Genomic DNA, 18,356 nt, shown 5'->3' with positions numbered 1-18,356 from the left:
AGAGACAGACAATCAATTTCAGCTTTGATACAGATTAACAGAATTTGCCTGGCGGCTTTAGCGCGGTGGTCCCACCTGATCCCATGCCGAACTCAGAAGTGAAACGCCGTAGCGCCGATGGTAGTGTGGGGTCTCCCCATGTGAGAGTAGGGAACTGCCAGGCATCAAATTAAGTAGTAAGCCGGTGCATAAATCCGGTGGTTACAGAAGTCTTCGGTGGAGCGGTAGTTCAGTCGGTTAGAATACCTGCCTGTCACGCAGGGGGTCGCGGGTTCGAGTCCCGTCCGTTCCGCCACTTATTAAGACATTAAGCCTGCCTTTTTGGCAGGCTTAATGGCAAGAAGATTTAGGGGCGTAGCTCAGTTGGTAGAGCACCGGTCTCCAAAACCGGGTGTCGCGAGTTCGAGTCTCTCCGCCCCTGCCATATAGAATCCTTTGCTTCGGCAAAGGATTTTTTTTTTGCCTCAAATTCAGCAAAATCTCCCCATTTCTTACCCAGCCTGCATCCCTGCAGGCTGAAGTATCATTCCATGATATTGATTTTTAGCAGATCTTTTATCTGCGACTGTTTGTCGCTGTTTTGCAACCAAATAGCATACAGCGGTCTGGAAAGCGTGGTGGAATCCGTAACGGTATGGAGACCCGGCTTACCCTCCGCCCAGCGTGTAGGTAACCATGTACACCCCTTCAATGAAGGAAGTTGCTGACAGACGACCTCCGCTGAACTGGTGGTTAACTGCGGAACGTCATCGCTCGCAAGTAACCCGGACTCATGCTGTTGAAAATCCGGCCCCCACTCAAGACGAAGGTAGTTAAGATCGGCCTTCATCATCGACGGGGCAGAGGCATAAAGTGCAAGAGCAAACTGCCCGACGATCTGGCTGCTAAATTCGTCCATTTTGGGGGCTTCTGTCGTGATCAGGAGATCCAGTTGTCGTTCATGGAGTTGTTTCACCAGCGACTGGCGTTGTGCAATACGAGCCTCAAATTGCAGATGATTGTGTGAACGATACAGGCGGGTAAGCCACTGGCTGAGCATGCATTCCCACAACGATGCGCTTGCGCCAATGGAGAATTCATTGTGCCTTGAGGTATTCGCCACCTCCTTTCTGGCTGCCTGCCAGGTATTCATCAACGTTTCTGCGTAGGGCAGCAGTTTCTCCCCCGCCGGTGTTAAGCGGATATTATTGCGGTGGCGGGTAAACAGATTCACACCCAATTGATTTTCCAGTTGTCGAATACGAAAACTGACCGCTGACTGCGTCAGGTAAAGGGCTTCAGCTGCTCGCCCAAAGTGGCGTGTTCTGCTCACTTCAAGGAAAGTTTTTAGCAATTCCGTATCCACATCTTTCTCCGCAAAATTATTTGTCGTTATGATTTAAATGTTTTGTTTTACACTCTGTCAAGCGTAACTAATACTCCGCGCCATAAATAGCTCGGCCAAAGAATTAGGAGCGTGTAGGATGGCGGAAAGCTTTACGACGACTAATCGTTTTTTCGACAATAAACATTATCCGCGCGGGTTCTCTCGTCACGGCGATTTCACCATCAAAGAGGCGCAGCTGCTTGAGCGCCATGGTTATGCCTTTAACGAGCTGGACCTCGGTAAACGTGAGCCTGTGACTGAAGATGAAAAACAGTTTGTGGCTGTTTGCCGCGGCGAGCGTGAGCCGCAGTCTGAGGTAGAACGTGTATGGAGCAAGTATATGGCTCGCATCAAGCGTCCTAAGCGTTTCCATACGCTGTCAGGCGGTAAGCCTCAGGTTGAAGGTGCTGAGGATTACACCGAGTCTGACGATTAATCTGAAGAGAAAAGGGGCTACGGCCCCTTTTTTTATGCCAGCAGCTTTTGCAGATGAAGAAGCAGGCGATCAATCGCCCGATAGCTCAGTGCCTCCTGCAAATGCTGCCTCTCTATATCGGGGCATCCCTCCATATCGGCGACAGTTCTTGCCACTTTCAACAGGCGCTGCCATGCGCGAATGGAAAGCCCAAATCTTTGCAACGTCTCTTCCAGCCAGCCTGCGTCTTCGGTTTTGAGAGGACACCACTGGCGTATACCCGTGTTATCAAGACGCGCGTTAAGCCTGCCCTGACGCGCGTACTGCCGCTCCTGTGCAGCAATAACCCGTTCGCGCACCTGTGCTGTACTTTCACCTCTGGCGTCGGGGTGTCGAAGTAGCCCAGGCGGAGGTAGCGGGATCTCAAGAGATAAATCAAACCGGTCGAGAAAGGGGCCGGAGAGTTTTCCCAGATAGCGCAGCGTCTGCTCGGGCGTCGAGCGGTTGTGATTGCCCTGGTAATGCCCTGTCGGGCTGGGGTTCATTGCCGCAACCAGCTGAAATTTAGCGGGATAGCTAATTTTGGCCCGCGTGCGGGAGATATGAATTTCTCCCGACTCTATCGGCTCGCGCAGCGCGTCCAGCACGCGCCGCTCAAATTCCGGCAGTTCATCCAGAAACAGAATGCCATTGTGTGCCAGTGAAATTTCACCTGGCCCCGGGATTGCCCCGCCTCCCACCATCGCCGTGAGAGAGGCGCTATGGTGCGGCGATCGGAAAGGGCGACGTCGCCACTGTTTGTGCAGGGACGTCGCATTGACCAGGCTTAAAATAGCCGCGCTTTCGAGGGCTTCATGGTTGTTGAGCGGAGGCAGCAAACCGCTCAGCCTGCTTGCCAGCATGGTTTTACCCGTCCCGGGCGGGCCGATGAGCAAAAGATTATGTCCACCTGCAGCAGTGATCTCTAACGCTCGCTTCCCCTGCTCCTGGCCCAGGATGTCGCTCAGATCGTCTGCGGGTGCCGGCAGCGTGTCGTGACACTCTTCCGGCTCAGCCAGCTCGTGCCGTTTTTCCAGATACGCGCAAACCTCCTGCAAATGCCCGGCGACCAGGCAGCCTTTCTCAGCTATGAGGCTAACTTCTGCTGCATTCTCATTCGCCACAATGATTTGCCGTCCTGCGCAGATGGCTTCCAGCGCACCCGAGATCGCACCGGGAACGCCTCTTAGCGCGCCTGTAAGCGCCAGTTCCCCGATGAACTCATATGAGCCTAACCTTGAGGCATTAAGCTGCTCAGAGGCGGCGAGAAGCGCGATAGCAATAGGTAAATCATATCGTCCGCCCTCCTTTGGCAAATCGGCTGGGGCGAGGTTGATAGTGATCTTCTTCGCCGGGAAGTTATAACCGCTATTGATAATTGCACTGCGCACCCGATCCCGGGCCTCTTTGACGGTCGTTTCCGGCAGGCCCACGAGCGTTAGCCCGGGTAAACCGTTGCTCAAATGCACCTCAACGGAAATGAGCGGAGCTTTCACGCCGAGCGCCGCGCGCGTATAGACAACTGACAGTGACATGACACTACCTCCTGTCCGTCACTATGCACGCATCATGCGCCGTTTTTTAGTGTTCTTTCCCGGCTTTTCGGTGCGCGTTCCGGCTTTTTAGCGGCTTGTTGTAAGCGTTGCATCAATCTGGAATGCGCATCGTAGAAATGGCTGCTTATGCGCTTGGGGTCTTAAAACCGCCTAAAAAAATGAAAAAAATTCATTTTGTATTTTCCCTATATAAAACAACGCTTAATAAAAAAATAATTTGCAGGCTATCTAAATCAGCCATAAATAAATCTTGTGCTTATTTAAATAACTGTGGTAACTCTTTAGGTATTCCTTCGAACAAGAAGCCAAAAGAACTGAAAATGACAGCCCTTCTACGAGTGATTAGCCTGGTCGTGATTAGCGTGGTGGTGATTATTATCCCACCGTGCGGGGCTGCACTTGGACGAGGAAAGGCTTAGAAATCAAGCCTTAACGAACTAAGACCCCCGCACCGAAAGGTCCGGGGGTTTTTTTATGACTAAAAAACGTTAACGAGGAGCAGGCAATGAGAAGTAGCACAAAATTCTGTTTCTCCCGATTTATGACGGGGAACTAACTATGAACGGGGCACAGTGGGTGGTACATGCGTTGCGCGCGCAGGGAGTCGAAACGATATTCGGATATCCGGGTGGCGCAATTATGCCGATTTACGATGCATTGTATGACGGCGGCGTGGAACACCTGCTGTGTCGCCATGAGCAGGGCGCGGCAATGGCGGCCATTGGCTATGCACGCGCTACGGGTAAAACCGGCGTCTGCATGGCGACATCCGGCCCGGGTGCCACCAACCTGATCACCGGCCTGGCCGACGCACTGCTCGATTCTGTTCCCGTTGTGGCGATCACCGGCCAGGTGGCTTCGCCGTTCATCGGTACCGATGCCTTCCAGGAAGTGGATGTGCTCGGTCTGTCGCTGGCCTGCACCAAACACAGCTTTCTGGTTCAGTCGCTGGACGAGCTGCCGCGCGTGATGGCGGAAGCATTCGAGGTGGCAAACTCCGGTCGCCCGGGTCCGGTGCTGGTTGATATCCCGAAAGACATCCAGGTCGCGCAGGGTGAACTGGAGCCACACTTCTCCACGGTTGAAAGTGCCGATACGTTCCCACATGCCGCCATGGGCGAGGCTTATGAAATGCTGGCACAGGCCCAGCAGCCGATGCTGTACGTTGGTGGTGGCGTAGGCATGGCGCAGGCCGTTCCCGCCCTGCGTGAGTTCATCGCGGTGACGCAAATACCCGCCGCCTGCACGCTGAAAGGTCTGGGCGCGGTTGACGCAGACTACCCGTACTATCTGGGCATGCTGGGGATGCACGGCACCAAAGCAGCTAACCTGGCGGTGCAAGAGTGCGACCTGCTCATCGCCGTGGGCGCGCGTTTTGATGATCGCGTCACCGGCAAACTGAACACCTTCGCGCCGAACGCCAGGGTGATCCATATGGATATTGACCCGGCGGAGATGAACAAGCTGCGTCAGGCGCACGTTGCGCTGCAGGGCGATCTGAACGCACTGTTACCCGCTTTGCAGCAGCCGCTGGATATTAACGCATGGCGCCAGCACACCGCTGATATGCGTTCTGAACACGCGTGGCGTTACGATCACCCAGGCGACGCCATTTACGCGCCGCTGCTGTTGAAACAGTTGTCCGACCGTAAACCCGCAGACAGCGTGGTCACCACCGACGTTGGTCAGCATCAGATGTGGTCGGCCCAGCACATGACCTATACGCGACCGGAAAACTTCATCACCTCCAGCGGGTTAGGCACCATGGGCTTTGGACTGCCTGCCGCTGTGGGGGCTCAGGTTGCCCGTCCGAACGACACGGTTATCTGTATCTCCGGTGACGGTTCCTTCATGATGAACGTTCAGGAACTCGGCACCGTGAAGCGCAAGCAGTTGCCGCTGAAAATCGTGTTGCTCGATAACCAGCGTTTAGGCATGGTGCGTCAGTGGCAACAGCTGTTCTTCCAGGAGCGTTACAGCGAAACCACCCTGACCGATAACCCTGACTTCCTCACTCTGGCCAGCGCCTTTGGCATTCCCGGCCAGCGGATCACCCGTAAAGACCAGGTTGAAGCGGCACTCGACACCATGCTGTCAAGCGAAGGGCCGTACCTGCTTCATGTCTCAATCGACGAACTTGAGAACGTCTGGCCGTTGGTACCGCCCGGTGCCAGTAACTCACAAATGCTGGAGAAATTATCATGATGCAACATCAGGTCGCCGTGCAGGCTCGCTTCAACCCGGAAACATTAGAACGCGTTTTGCGCGTGGTGCGTCACCGTGGCTTTCAGATCTGCTCCATGAACATGGAGACGGCCACCGACGCTCAGAACATCAGTATCGAATTAACCGTTGCCAGCCCGCGGTCGGTCGACTTACTGTTTAGTCAGTTATCAAAGCTGGTAGACGTTGCCCATGTTGCCATCTGCCAGAGCACAACCACATCACAACAAATCCGCGCTTGAGCGTGACAGGACGAAAAAATGACGACAAAAAAAGCTGATTACATTTGGTTCAACGGTGAGATGGTTCGTTGGGAAGACGCGAAAGTTCACGTGATGTCCCACGCGCTGCACTACGGCACCTCCGTGTTTGAAGGTATCCGTTGCTACGACTCTCACAAAGGGCCAGTGGTGTTCCGCCATCGCGAACACATGCAGCGTCTGCATGACTCAGCCAAAATTTATCGTTTCCCGGTCTCTCAGAGCGTGGATGAACTGATGGAAGCCTGCCGCGAGGTGATCCGCAAGAACAACCTGACCAGCGCCTATATTCGTCCGTTGGTGTTTGTGGGTGATGTGGGGATGGGCGTTAACCCGCCAGAGGGTTATACCACCGATGTGATCATTGCTGCGTTCCCGTGGGGCGCCTACCTGGGTGCCGAAGCGCTGGATCAGGGGATCGACGCAATGGTTTCTTCCTGGAACCGCGTGGCACCCAACACCATCCCAACCGCCGCCAAAGCGGGCGGTAACTACCTCTCTTCTCTGCTGGTGGGTAGCGAAGCACGCCGCCACGGCTATCAGGAAGGTATCGCGCTGGATGTGAATGGCTACATCTCGGAAGGTGCGGGCGAAAACCTGTTTGAAGTCAAAGACGGCATTCTGTTCACGCCGCCGTTTACCTCTTCTGCGCTGCCGGGCATCACCCGCGATGCCATCATCAAGCTGGCGAAAGATCTGGGTATCGAAGTGCGCGAGCAGGTGCTGTCCCGCGAATCCCTGTACCTCGCCGATGAAGTGTTCATGTCCGGTACGGCGGCTGAAATCACGCCGGTTCGTAGCGTCGACGGCATTCAGGTGGGCGAAGGCCGCTGTGGCCCGGTCACCAAACGCATTCAGCAAGCCTTCTTTGGCCTGTTCACCGGTGAAACAGACGATAAATACGGCTGGTTGGATCAGGTTAATCACTAAATATAACTGTGGGGCGGCACGCACCGTCCCCTTTACGAGTCAGACGGGAGTAAATTAAGCATGCCTAAGTATCGTTCCGCCACCACCACCCACGGCCGTAATATGGCCGGTGCCCGCGCGCTGTGGCGCGCCACCGGGATGACCGACGCCGATTTCGGCAAGCCCATTATCGCCGTGGTTAACTCCTTCACCCAGTTTGTGCCGGGCCACGTACACCTGCGCGATCTCGGTAAACTGGTTGCCGAGCAAATTGAAGCCTCTGGCGGCGTGGCGAAAGAGTTCAACACCATTGCGGTGGATGATGGCATCGCGATGGGTCACGGGGGCATGCTTTATTCACTGCCGTCGCGCGAGCTGATCGCCGACTCGGTGGAGTACATGGTTAACGCCCACTGCGCCGATGCGATGGTTTGTATCTCCAACTGCGACAAAATTACCCCGGGGATGCTGATGGCCTCCCTGCGCCTGAACATTCCGGTGATCTTCGTCTCCGGCGGGCCGATGGAAGCGGGAAAAACCAAGCTGTCCGATAAAATCATCAAGCTCGACCTGGTCGACGCGATGATTCAGGGCGCGGACCCGAAAGTGTCTGACGAGCAGAGTGACCAGGTGGAACGCTCCGCGTGTCCGACCTGCGGCTCCTGTTCCGGGATGTTCACCGCTAACTCCATGAACTGCCTGACCGAAGCGCTGGGCCTGTCTCAGCCGGGCAACGGCTCGCTGCTGGCAACCCATGCCGACCGCAAACAGCTGTTCCTCAATGCGGGCAAGCGCATCGTGGAGCTGACCAAACGCTACTACGAGCAGGACGACGCCAGCGCGCTGCCGCGCAACATCGCCAGCAAAGCCGCGTTTGAAAATGCCATGACCCTGGATATCGCCATGGGCGGTTCCACCAACACCGTTCTGCACCTGCTGGCCGCCGCGCAGGAAGCCGAAATTGACTTCACCATGAGCGATATCGACAAGCTGTCGCGCAAGGTGCCGCAGCTGTGCAAAGTTGCGCCAAGCACCCAGAAGTACCACATGGAGGACGTTCACCGCGCCGGTGGCGTGCTGGGCATTCTGGGCGAGCTGGATCGCGCCGGGCTGCTCAACCGCGACGTGAAAAACGTGCTTGGCCTGACGCTGCCGCAGTCGCTGGAGCAATACGACGTGATGCTGACCAAAGACGACGCGGTGAAGAACATGTATCGCGCCGGTCCGGCAGGCATTCGTACCACGCAGGCGTTCTCGCAGGACTGCCGCTGGGATACGCTGGATGACGATCGCGCCGAAGGCTGCATTCGCTCGCTGGAGCACGCCTACAGCAAAGACGGCGGGCTTGCCGTGCTGTACGGTAACTTTGCGGAAAACGGCTGCATCGTGAAAACCGCAGGCGTGGATGACAGCATCCTGAAATTCACCGGTCCGGCAAAAGTGTACGAAAGCCAGGACGATGCGGTGGAAGCCATTCTCGGTGGCAAAGTGGTTGCCGGCGACGTGGTGGTGATCCGCTACGAAGGGCCAAAAGGCGGCCCGGGCATGCAGGAGATGCTTTACCCAACCACCTTCCTGAAATCCATGGGTCTCGGTAAAGCCTGCGCGCTGATCACCGACGGCCGATTCTCCGGCGGGACATCCGGTCTCTCCATTGGTCACGTATCGCCGGAAGCGGCAAGCGGCGGCAACATTGCGATCATCGAAGATGGCGATCTGATTGAGATCGACATTCCGAACCGCGGCATTCAGCTCAAGCTCAGCGACCAGGAGATTGCCGCGCGTCGTGAAGCGCAGGATGCACGCGGCGACAAAGCCTGGACGCCGAAAGACCGCCAGCGTGAAGTCTCCTTCGCCCTGCGTGCCTACGCGAGCCTTGCCACCAGTGCAGACAAAGGCGCGGTACGCGATAAATCGAAACTTGGGGGCTAATGATGGCCGAGTCACAACCCTTATCTGCCGCCCCCGAGGGGGCGGAATATCTGAGGGCGGTGCTGCGCGCGCCGGTCTATGAGGCCGTGCAGGTCACGCCTTTGCAGAAAATGGAAAAACTCTCTTCGCGCCTGGATAACGTGATTCTGGTGAAACGCGAAGACCGGCAGCCGGTGCACAGCTTCAAGCTGCGCGGTGCCTACGCGATGATGGCCGGTCTGACCGACGAGCAAAAAGCGCGCGGCGTGATCACCGCGTCGGCAGGTAACCACGCGCAGGGCGTGGCGTTCTCCTCGGCCCGTCTGGGGCTGAAAGCGCTGATCGTGATGCCGGTTGCCACGGCCGATATCAAAGTCGACGCGGTGCGCGGTTTCGGCGGCGAGGTGCTGCTCCACGGCGCTAATTTTGACGAAGCCAAGGCCAAAGCGATTGAGCTGGCGCAGCAGCAGGGGTTTACCTGGGTGCCGCCGTTCGATCACCCGATGGTCATCGCCGGACAGGGCACGCTGGCGCTGGAGTTGCTCCAGCAGGATGCCCATCTTGACCGCGTGTTCGTGCCGGTGGGTGGCGGCGGTCTGGCGGCGGGCGTGGCCGTGCTGATCAAACAGCTGATGCCGCAGATCAAAGTCATCGCCGTTGAAGCGGAAGACTCAGCCTGCCTGAAAGCGGCGCTGGACGCCGGGCATCCGGTGGATCTGCCGCGCGTCGGGCTGTTTGCCGAGGGCGTGGCCGTCAAACGCATTGGCGATGAAACGTTCCGTCTCTGCCAGGAATATCTCGACGATATCGTCACGGTTGATAGCGATGCTATCTGCGCGGCGATGAAAGATCTGTTTGAGGACGTTCGCGCCGTGGCGGAGCCTTCCGGCGCGCTGGCGCTGGCTGGAATGAAAAAATACATCGCCCAGCACACCATTCGCGGCGAGCGTCTGGCGCACGTGCTTTCCGGAGCCAACGTGAACTTCCACGGTCTGCGCTACGTATCCGAGCGCTGCGAGCTGGGCGAGCAGCGTGAAGCGTTGCTGGCGGTGACCATTCCGGAGGAGAAAGGCAGCTTCCTGAAGTTTTGCCAGCTGCTGGGCGGCCGGGCGGTGACGGAGTTCAACTACCGTTTTGCCGATGCCAAAGACGCCTGTATTTTTGTTGGCGTGCGCCTGAGCCGTGGCCTGGAAGAACGAAAAGAGATCCTCAGCCTGCTGCACGAGGGGGGATATAGCGTGGTGGATCTGTCCGACGATGAAATGGCGAAGCTGCACGTGCGCTACATGGTAGGCGGACGTCCGTCCAAGCCGCTGCGGGAACGCCTGTTCAGCTTCGAGTTTCCGGAATCGCCGGGCGCATTGCTCAAGTTCCTGCACACGCTGGGCACGCACTGGAACATCTCCCTGTTCCACTACCGCAGCCACGGCACCGACTACGGTCGCGTGCTGGCGGCGTTCGAGCTGGGCGAGCACGAGCCGGATTTCGAAACGCGGCTGAACGAGCTGGGCTATGAGTGTCACGACGAAACTCACAACTCGGCGTTCAGGTTCTTCCTCGCAGGTTAAGCGGAGCGTAGGTCGGGTCAGCGTAGCGCCACTCGGCTTTAGTGATTCGGCAGTATCTTCCAGAACGCATCAATAAGCGGCTCATGCAGCCGCTTTTTTTGTGCGCACACGCCAAGCTCGAACGGCGTTTTCTCGTCGCTGCGCTCCAGAATCATCACGCGGTTGCGCACCGGTTCCGGGCTGTTCTCCAGCACCACTTCCGGGAGCAGCGCCACGCCGCAGCCCAGCGCCACCATCGAAACCATTGCCTCATGCCCGCCAACCGTCGCGTAGATTGACGGGTTGCTGATCTTCTGACGACGGAACCACAGCTCAATGCGGCGGCGCACCGGCCCCTGATCGGCCATGATAAACGGCACCGTTGACCAGTCCGGTTTTTCCACCGATACCTGATTACGCACCGGGCAGGGCAGCGCGGGGGCAATCAACACCACGGCCAGGTTCTCGAGCATGGAGAACGCCACCGCGCCCGGCAGGGTTTCCGGTTTACCCGCAATGGCCAGATCGGCTTCGCCCGTCACCACTTTTTCCATTGCGTCGGCAGCATCACCCGTCGTGAGCTTAATTTCCACCGACGGATGCTCCGCGCGGAAACGGTCAAGGATCGGTGGCAGGTGGCTATAGGCGGCGGTTACCGAACAGAATATGTGAAGCTCCCCGGAAAGAGACGGCCCCTGCTGGTCGATAGTGTGTCGCAGCTGTTGGTACTGCAGCAGCGTTTGCTGGGCAAACACGCGCAGCTCTTCCCCGGCTTCGGTGAGAGTGACGGTGCGGTTATCGCGGACAAACAGGGGCTGGCCGAGGTCTTCCTCAAGCCGCTGGATCTGGCGCGACAGCGTGGAAGGACTGACGTGCATCGCGCGGGCACTGCGGCCAAAGTGACGGCTTTCCGCCAGGTGCAGGAACATTTTCAGATCGCGTAAATCCATGAATACCCATCCCCCGATTTACATTGCAAATACTGCAACGTGACGTTGTGAATATATCAATTTCCGCAATAAATTTCCTGTTGTAATGTGGGTACATTCTCGCTGAAAGGCGAACCGAACAATAAGACACACAACATCACGAGGTATCACCCATGGCTAACTACTTTAATACACTGAACTTGCGCCAGCAGCTGGCGCAGCTGGGCAAATGCCGCTTTATGGGGCGCGAAGAATTTGCCGATGGCGCGAGCTACCTTCAGGGTAAAAAAGTGGTCATCGTCGGCTGTGGCGCACAGGGCCTGAACCAGGGGCTGAACATGCGTGACTCCGGTCTGGATATCTCCTACGCCCTGCGCAAAGAAGCGATTGCCGAAAAGCGCGCGTCCTGGCGTAAAGCAACCGAAAACGGCTTCAAAGTGGGCACGTATGAAGATCTGATCCCGCAGGCGGATCTGGTGGTTAACCTGACGCCAGACAAACAGCACTCTGACGTGGTGCGTGCCGTACAGCCGCTGATGAAAGATGGCGCGGCGCTGGGTTACTCCCACGGCTTCAACATCGTGGAAGTGGGCGAGCAGATCCGCAAAGACATCACCGTCGTGATGGTGGCACCGAAGTGCCCGGGTACCGAAGTGCGTGAAGAGTACAAACGTGGCTTCGGCGTACCGACGCTGATCGCGGTTCACCCGGAGAACGATCCGAAAGGCGAAGGCATGGCGATTGCCAAGGCATGGGCAGCAGCCACTGGCGGCCACCGTGCGGGCGTGCTGGAATCCTCCTTCGTTGCAGAAGTGAAATCTGACCTGATGGGTGAGCAAACCATTCTGTGCGGTATGCTGCAGGCCGGTTCTCTGCTGTGCTTCGACAAGCTGGTGGAAGAGGGCACGGACCCGGCATACGCCGAAAAACTGATTCAGTTCGGCTGGGAAACCATCACCGAAGCGCTGAAGCAGGGCGGTATCACGCTGATGATGGATCGTCTGTCCAACCCGGCAAAACTGCGTGCTTATGCGCTGTCTGAACAGCTGAAAACCATCATGGCTCCGCTGTTCCAGAAACATATGGACGACATCATCTCCGGTGAGTTCTCTTCCGGTATGATGGCCGACTGGGCGAACGACGATAAAAACCTGCTGACCTGGCGTGAAGAGACCGGTAAAACCGCCTTTGAAACCGCCCCGCAGTTTGACGGCAAAATCAGCGAGCAGGAGTACTTCGATAAAGGCGTTCTGATGATCGCGATGGTGAAAGCGGGCGTTGAGCTGGCGTTTGAAACCATGGTGGATTCCGGCATCATCGAAGAGTCTGCGTACTACGAATCACTGCACGAGCTGCCGCTGATCGCGAACACCATCGCCCGTAAGCGTCTGTATGAAATGAACGTGGTTATCTCGGATACCGCTGAATACGGTAACTACCTGTTCTCTTACGCCTGCGTACCGCTGCTGAAAGAGTTCATGACCACCCTGCAGGCGGGCGATCTGGGCAAAGCGATTGCGGAAGGCGCGGTAGATAACGCACAGCTGCGCGACGTGAACGAAGCCATTCGTAGCCACGAGATCGAGAAAGTGGGCCAGAAGCTGCGCGGCTACATGACCGATATGAAGCGTATTGCGGTAGCGGGTTAACCCTCTTGTCGGGTGGCGCTTCGCTTACCCGACCTACAAAAACGTAAAATGCAGGCCGGGTAAGGCGCAGTCGCCACCCGGCTTTTTATTTGCGATACAACACTTTAATGACGTGGTAGCCAAACTGCGTGTGCAGTGGACCCGTAGGCTCCAGCACCGGGCAGGAGAAAACCACTTTATCGAACGCCGGAACCATCTGGCCCTGACGGAATTCACCCAGGTCGCCGCCGCGTTTGCCTGACGGACAAATCGAGTGTTTCTTTGCCAGCTTGCCGAAGTCGGCGCCGTTTTTAAGCTGTTCAAGAAGATCCTGTGCCAGTTTCTCTTCTTTAACAAGGATATGCAGTGCTGCTGCTGTTTTTGCCATGATCGTGCCTTGAGTCAACGAGTTTACGCTCGGTATACTACCACGCGTTTTTCCTCCTCTCCCGACTTTCATTGAGCGATCCTTATGCGTTTAAACCCCGGACAACAACAAGCCGTCGAATTTGTCACCGGACCCTGCCTGGTGCTGGCGGGGGCGGGATCCGGTAAAACCCGCGTCATCACCAATAAAATTGCCCATCTTATCCGTGGCTGTGGCTATCAGGCGCGGCATATCGCGGCGGTGACTTTTACCAATAAAGCGGCACGCGAGATGAAAGAGCGCGTAGGCCAGACGCTGGGGCGCAAAGAGGCGCGCGGCCTGATGATCTCCACCTTCCACACGCTGGGGCTGGACATCATCAAGCGCGAGTATGCGGCGCTGGGAATGAAGTCTAATTTCTCGCTCTTCGATGACACCGATCAGGTGGCCTTGCTCAAAGAGTTGACCGAAGGGCTGATCGAGGATGACAAAACCGTTCTCCAGCAGCTGATCTCGACGATCTCCAACTGGAAAAACGATCTGATGACGCCATCGCAGGCAGCGGCGATCGCCAAAGGCGAACGGGATCTCATTTTCGCGCACTGCTACGGTCTGTACGATGCGCACATGAAAGCCTGTAACGTACTGGATTTCGACGATCTGATCCTGCTGCCTACGCTGCTGTTGCAGCGCAATGAAGAGGTACGCGAGCGCTGGCAGAATAAAATCCGCTACCTGCTGGTGGATGAATATCAGGATACCAACACCAGCCAGTACGAGCTGGTGAAGCTGTTGGTCGGGCAGCGGGCGCGTTTTACCGTCGTGGGCGATGACGATCAGTCTATCTACTCCTGGCGCGGCGCACGTCCGCAAAACCTGGTGCTGCTGAGCAAAGATTTTCCGGCGCTGCAGGTGATTAAGCTGGAGCAGAACTACCGTTCGTCCGGGCGCATCCTGAAGGCGGCAAACATTCTGATCGCCAATAACCCGCACGTGTTTGAAAAGCGTCTCTTCTCCGAGCTGGGCTACGGCACGGAGCTGAAGGTGCTCAGTGCCAACAATGAAGAGCATGAAGCGGAGCGCGTCACCGGCGAGCTGATCGCCCATCACTTCGTGAATAAAACCGAATATAAGGACTACGCGATCCTCTATCGCGGCAACCACCAGTCCCGCGTCTTTGAAAAGATGCTGATGCAGAACCGCATTCCGTACAAAATCTCGGGCGGCACCTCGTTCTTCTCCCGCCCGGAAATCAAAGACCTGCTGGCCTATCTGCGCGTGCTGACCAACCCGGATGACGACAGCGCCTTCCTGCGTATCGTGAACACGCCGAAGCGCGAAATCGGCCCGGCAACGCTGCAAAAACTCGGCGAATGGGCGATGACGCGCAGTAAAAGTATGTTTACCGCCAGCTTCGATATGGGCCTGAGCCAGACGCTCACCGGGCGCGGCTACGACAACTTAACTCGCTTTACCCACTGGCTTGGCGAGGTGCAGCGGCTGGCGGAACGCGAACCCGTCGCCGCAGTGCGCGATCTGATCCACGGTATTGATTACGAGTCCTGGCTCTATGAAACGTCCGCCAGCCCGAAGGCAGCAGAGATGCGGATGAAAAACGTCAACCAGCTGTTCAGCTGGATGACGGAAATGCTGGAAGGCTCTGAGATTGACGAGCCGATGACCCTGACGCAGGTGGTCACCCGCTTTACGCTGCGCGATATGATGGAGCGCGGCGAGAGCGAAGAGGAGGCCGATCAGGTTCAACTGATGACGCTGCACGCCTCTAAAGGGCTGGAGTTCCCGTATGTTTATCTGGTGGGGATGGAAGAGGGGTTACTGCCGCACCAGAGCAGCATTGACGAAGATAACGTCGATGAAGAACGTCGGCTGGCCTACGTGGGCATTACGCGTGCTCAGAAAGAGCTGGTCTTTACCCTGTGCAAAGAGCGCCGGCAGTACGGCGAGCTTGTCCGCCCGGAACCGAGCCGTTTCCTGCTGGAGCTGCCGCAGGATGACCTGATCTGGGAGCAGGAGCGCAAGGTCATCACGGCTGAAGAGCGAATGCATAAAGGTCAGGCTAACGTGGCGAATATCCGCGCCATGCTGGCGAAAGCCAAAGAGAAGGGATGAAGCCGGGAGAATGGTAGGCCGGGCAAGCACAGTGCCGCCCGGCAACGTTCGATAACCTTACTTAACCTCAAGCACCCAGTGAACGTAGCTCTGCCACTGGCACTCCTGTTCAATCAGCTCTGCACCCAGCGGATGATTATCCAGCCATTTTTCCGGCAGCGTCAGGATCAGTTTTTCATCTTCAACGTCAAGCGTAGTGGCGGGAAGCACATCATCACGACGGCGGCTGGCAAACAGGATCGCCAGACGCAGCAAGCGGCAAAGATGTTCTGCCACGCGCGGCGGAACGGCGTTTTGCTGGTGGAGCGAGGAGAGATCGACGGCGTTTGTCTGGTTCAGTAGCAGCGTCGCCAGAAGTTTTTTCTGCGCGGGGGTAAAGCCCGGCAAATCCAGGTTACGCACCAGCCAGGCAGCATGCAGCGGTGCCTGCTTGTACTCAACGCTCAGCCCAATCTCATGCAGCGCGCAGGCGCTGAGCAGCAGTTCGCGGCTTAACGGTTCAATATCCCAGCTCTGATTTACCCGATCGGCAAAAAGCGAGGCCAGCTGCGCCACGCGACCGGCCTGCTCGGCATCAACGATAAAGCGGCGCTGCACGTTGCGAAGCGTACGGCTGCGAATATCCTGATCGACGGACAGGTGCAGCATCCCGTAGACCAGCCCTTCACGCAGTGCGCCGCCGGCCAGCGTCATACACTGGATGTTCAGCTCGGTGAAAATGGCGATCAGAATAGCCAGCCCGCTCGGGAAGACCAGCGCGCGTTCGAGCGTCAGACCTTCAATTTCGAGCTCTTCAAGGCGACCGCACTGGATAGCTCGCTGTTTGAGCTGCTGGAGTTTGGCAAGCGTGATCCGCTCGTCCATCCCCTGAGCCATCATGATTTCCTGCAACGCCTGCACGGTACCCGAGGCACCCACGCAGACTTTCCAGCCGTGATAGCGCAGCTCTTCCATCACCGGGCGCAGCACTTCACGGGCGGCGTTTTCAGCCTCGTCGAAGTTCTCTTTTGCGAGATTGCGATCGGTAAAGTAGCGTTCAAGCCAGGTGACGCAGCCCATCGACAGGCTGAAAAGCGAGGTGGCCTGCGCGCCCGTGCCGGTGACCAGTTCGGTACTGGCACCGCCGATATCCACCACCAGACGGCGATCGTCGCCGCCGGTCGTATGGGCCACACCCTGATAAATCAGGCGAGCTTCTTCTTCACCGCTAATAACCTGCACCGGACAGCCGAGGATCTCCTGCGCTTTGGCAATAAAATCCACGGCGTTCACCGCCAGGCGAAGCGTTGCCGTCGCGACAACGCGGATTTGCGCGTGCGGGATATCCTGCAGACGTTCAGCAAAGAGACGCAGACACTGCCAGCCACGTTCCATGGCTTCAGCAGAGAGATGGTTATCGCTGCTCAGGCCCGCCGCGAGACGGACCTTGCGCTTGATGCGGGTGAGCGTTTGTATGCTTCCCGCTACCTCGCGCACAACCAGCATATGAAAACTATTCGAACCGAGATCAATAGCTGCATAGAGCGAGGTAGAACTCATACACTTCATCCTTCACGCTGCCTCATCGTTGGCTGCGCCAGCTCACACCTGTCACTTACTGAAGTAAGCTCCAGGAGATTCGCAGACTTGCCGCCTTGATGCATCATGAATGATTTTGTGTATGGCATAATTTCTTAACCTGAACGACGACGATTACGCGGTGCGCCAGAACGACGCGGACCGTTGCCTGGACGGGCGCGGGTCAGGCGCTTCGGCGGCGGCAGTTCGCTTAACAGCGCATCCGGGTTGTACTTGCTCTGCGGGATAGAGTGACCGATATAGGTCTCAATCGCCGGGAGATTCAGCGCATACTCTTCGCACGCCAGGCTAATGGAGTGACCGCTTGCGCCAGCACGACCGGTACGACCGATACGGTGAACGTAATCTTCGCAATCGTCCGGCAGGTCATAGTTAAAGACGTGCGTCACGGCTGGGATGTGCAGGCCGCGTGCGGCAACGTCGGTAGCGACCAGAATATCGAGATCGCCACGGGTAAATTCTTCGAGAATACGCAGGCGTTTTTTCTGCGCAACGTCGCCGGTCAACAGGCCAACGCGGTGACCGTCTGCAGCCAGGTGGCCCCAGATATCTTCACAGCGGTGCTTGGTATTGGCGAAGATAATGGCGCGATCTGGCCACTCTTCTTCAATCAGCGTTTGCAGCAGACGCATTTTCTCTTCATTAGAAGGATAGAAAAGCTCTTCTTTAATACGGTGGCCCGTTTTCTGTTCCGGTTCCACTTCGACATATTCGGCGTTGTTCATTTGCTCGAACGCCAGCTCGCGTACGCGATAAGAAAGGGTCGCGGAGAACAGCATGTTCAGGCGCTGGTTTGCCGCAGGCATGCGACGGAACAACCAACGGATATCTTTAATGAAGCCCAGATCGTACATACGGTCCGCTTCATCCAGCACCACAACCTGAATTGCGCCGAGGTTGATGTGGTTCTGTTTGGCGTAGTCGATAAGACGACCGGTAGTACCAATGAGGATATCTACGCCGCTTTCCAGCACTTTCAGCTGTTTATCGTAGCCGTCGCCGCCGTAGGCAAGGCCAAGCTTCAGGCCGGTAGCCTGTGCCAGCGGTTCCGCATCTGCGTGGATCTGTACCGCCAGTTCTCGCGTCGGAGCCATAATGAGCGCGCGCGGCTGGTTAACTTTGCGGTCTGCAATTGCGGGATGAGAAAGTAAATAATGAAACGTTGACGTTAAGAACGCCATCGTTTTGCCAGTACCGGTTTGCGCCTGCCCCGCAACATCGCGACCGGCCAGCGTCAGCGGCAGGGCGAGAGCCTGAATAGGCGTGCAGTTATGAAACCCTTTAGTTTCAAGGGCTTCGATCACCTTTGGGTGCAGGGCGAAGTCGGAAAACTTCTGTTCTGTTAAATGTGTTTTGCTCATAGTGTGGTAGAATATCAGCTTACTATTGCTTTACGAAAGCGTATCCGGTGAAATAAAGTCAACCTTTAGTTGGTTATTGCGACATCAACACGTCGTTGATGCGGGCGAAACCAACGTACCAGGCTTATTCCTGTGGA

General features: G+C 56.8%; 16 protein-coding genes, 2 tRNA genes and 1 rRNA gene. 13 read left to right on the top strand and 6 right to left on the bottom strand.

Annotated elements, in window-relative coordinates; translation table 11 throughout:
* The first annotated feature begins 47 nt into the window (after nucleotides 1-47).
* The 3 genes from rrf to ACWKX3_RS22320 all read left to right on the top strand — a co-directional run bounded on the left by rrf (nucleotide 48) and on the right by ACWKX3_RS22320 (nucleotide 424).
* A 5S ribosomal RNA gene (gene rrf, locus ACWKX3_RS22330) occupies nucleotides 48-163 on the top strand.
* 55 nt (nucleotides 164-218) lie between these two features.
* Nucleotides 219-295: transfer RNA gene (locus tag ACWKX3_RS22325), tRNA-Asp, on the top strand.
* A gap of 53 nt (nucleotides 296-348) precedes the next feature.
* A tRNA-Trp gene (locus ACWKX3_RS22320) sits at nucleotides 349-424 on the top strand.
* A gap of 99 nt (nucleotides 425-523) precedes the next feature.
* Here ACWKX3_RS22320 and hdfR read toward each other — a convergent pair.
* On the bottom strand, nucleotides 524-1,345 hold the full coding sequence (gene hdfR / locus ACWKX3_RS22315; RefSeq protein WP_006179201.1) for an HTH-type transcriptional regulator HdfR: 822 nt from the start codon (nucleotides 1,343-1,345) through the stop codon (nucleotides 524-526).
* Between the two features lie 118 nt (nucleotides 1,346-1,463).
* On the opposite strand from hdfR, the gene ACWKX3_RS22310 reads away from it, so the two are divergent.
* Nucleotides 1,464-1,802, top strand: a complete 339-nt coding sequence (locus ACWKX3_RS22310; RefSeq protein ID WP_006179202.1) for a DUF413 domain-containing protein — start codon at nucleotides 1,464-1,466, stop codon at nucleotides 1,800-1,802.
* A 32-nt stretch (nucleotides 1,803-1,834) separates the two neighbouring features.
* Here ACWKX3_RS22310 and ACWKX3_RS22305 read toward each other — a convergent pair whose 3' ends face one another.
* Nucleotides 1,835-3,355 carry a YifB family Mg chelatase-like AAA ATPase gene (locus ACWKX3_RS22305; protein WP_454542495.1) on the bottom strand — a complete coding sequence of 507 codons (1,521 nt, stop codon included), beginning with the start codon at nucleotides 3,353-3,355 and terminating at the stop codon, nucleotides 1,835-1,837.
* A 341-nt stretch (nucleotides 3,356-3,696) separates the two neighbouring features.
* Here ACWKX3_RS22305 and ilvL point away from each other — a divergent pair, with 341 nt between their 5' ends.
* From ilvL to ilvA, 7 genes are all read left to right on the top strand, one after another.
* Nucleotides 3,697-3,795 carry an ilv operon leader peptide gene (gene ilvL, locus ACWKX3_RS22300; protein ID WP_001311244.1) on the top strand — a complete coding sequence of 33 codons (99 nt, stop codon included), beginning with the start codon at nucleotides 3,697-3,699 and terminating at the stop codon, nucleotides 3,793-3,795.
* Between the two features lie 86 nt (nucleotides 3,796-3,881).
* Nucleotides 3,882-3,932 carry a peptide IlvX gene (ilvX, locus tag ACWKX3_RS22295; protein WP_193749778.1) on the top strand — a complete coding sequence of 17 codons (51 nt, stop codon included), beginning with the start codon at nucleotides 3,882-3,884 and terminating at the stop codon, nucleotides 3,930-3,932.
* Nucleotides 3,933-3,934: 2 nt separating this feature from the next.
* Nucleotides 3,935-5,581: an acetolactate synthase 2 catalytic subunit gene (gene ilvG / locus ACWKX3_RS22290; RefSeq protein ID WP_454542494.1), complete on the top strand. Its 1,647-nt coding sequence runs from the start codon at nucleotides 3,935-3,937 to the stop codon at nucleotides 5,579-5,581.
* Entirely contained in the window at nucleotides 5,578-5,841 is a 264-nt protein-coding gene (gene ilvM, locus ACWKX3_RS22285; protein WP_006179206.1) for an acetolactate synthase 2 small subunit, read from the top strand. Before ilvG ends, ilvM begins: the two co-directional genes overlap by 4 nt.
* Before the next feature lie 18 nt (nucleotides 5,842-5,859).
* Nucleotides 5,860-6,789, top strand: coding sequence for a branched-chain amino acid transaminase (locus ACWKX3_RS22280; protein WP_006179207.1), 930 nt, complete (start codon nucleotides 5,860-5,862; stop codon nucleotides 6,787-6,789).
* Nucleotides 6,790-6,849: 60 nt separating this feature from the next.
* Complete coding sequence (ilvD, locus tag ACWKX3_RS22275; RefSeq protein WP_042322705.1) at nucleotides 6,850-8,700, top strand: dihydroxy-acid dehydratase; 1,851 nt, start codon at nucleotides 6,850-6,852, stop codon at nucleotides 8,698-8,700.
* 2 nt (nucleotides 8,701-8,702) lie between these two features.
* Entirely contained in the window at nucleotides 8,703-10,247 is a 1,545-nt protein-coding gene (ilvA, locus tag ACWKX3_RS22270; RefSeq protein WP_454542493.1) for a threonine ammonia-lyase, biosynthetic, read from the top strand.
* A gap of 38 nt (nucleotides 10,248-10,285) precedes the next feature.
* On the opposite strand, the gene ilvY is transcribed toward ilvA, so the two are convergent.
* Complete coding sequence (gene ilvY / locus ACWKX3_RS22265) at nucleotides 10,286-11,176, bottom strand: HTH-type transcriptional activator IlvY (protein ID WP_006179210.1); 891 nt, start codon at nucleotides 11,174-11,176, stop codon at nucleotides 10,286-10,288.
* 152 nt (nucleotides 11,177-11,328) lie between these two features.
* Between ilvY and ilvC the strand changes: the two genes are divergently transcribed.
* Nucleotides 11,329-12,804, top strand: a complete 1,476-nt coding sequence (ilvC, locus tag ACWKX3_RS22260) for a ketol-acid reductoisomerase (protein WP_006179211.1) — start codon at nucleotides 11,329-11,331, stop codon at nucleotides 12,802-12,804.
* Between the two features lie 85 nt (nucleotides 12,805-12,889).
* Here the strand turns inward: ilvC and ppiC are convergent, their stop codons facing one another.
* A complete protein-coding gene (gene ppiC / locus ACWKX3_RS22255) occupies nucleotides 12,890-13,171 on the bottom strand; it encodes a peptidylprolyl isomerase PpiC (RefSeq protein ID WP_006179212.1) in 282 nt (93 codons plus the stop codon).
* Between the two features lie 84 nt (nucleotides 13,172-13,255).
* Between ppiC and rep the strand changes: the two genes are divergently transcribed.
* Nucleotides 13,256-15,280: a DNA helicase Rep gene (rep, locus tag ACWKX3_RS22250; protein WP_058610844.1), complete on the top strand. Its 2,025-nt coding sequence runs from the start codon at nucleotides 13,256-13,258 to the stop codon at nucleotides 15,278-15,280.
* A gap of 57 nt (nucleotides 15,281-15,337) precedes the next feature.
* Here the strand turns inward: rep and gppA are convergent, their stop codons facing one another.
* The gene (gene gppA / locus ACWKX3_RS22245; protein WP_072208937.1) at nucleotides 15,338-16,819 is read right to left on the bottom strand and encodes a guanosine-5'-triphosphate,3'-diphosphate diphosphatase; all 1,482 of its coding nucleotides are present in this window, start codon (nucleotides 16,817-16,819) and stop codon (nucleotides 15,338-15,340) included.
* 134 nt (nucleotides 16,820-16,953) lie between these two features.
* Complete coding sequence (gene rhlB / locus ACWKX3_RS22240; RefSeq protein ID WP_006179216.1) at nucleotides 16,954-18,219, bottom strand: ATP-dependent RNA helicase RhlB; 1,266 nt, start codon at nucleotides 18,217-18,219, stop codon at nucleotides 16,954-16,956.
* Nucleotides 18,220-18,356: the final 137 nt, after the last annotated feature.

Source organism: Enterobacter sp. UPMP2052 (assembly GCF_053709675.1).
The sequence above is the reverse complement of the archived record's forward strand: the minus strand, read 5'-3'. Positions and strand labels throughout refer to the sequence as shown.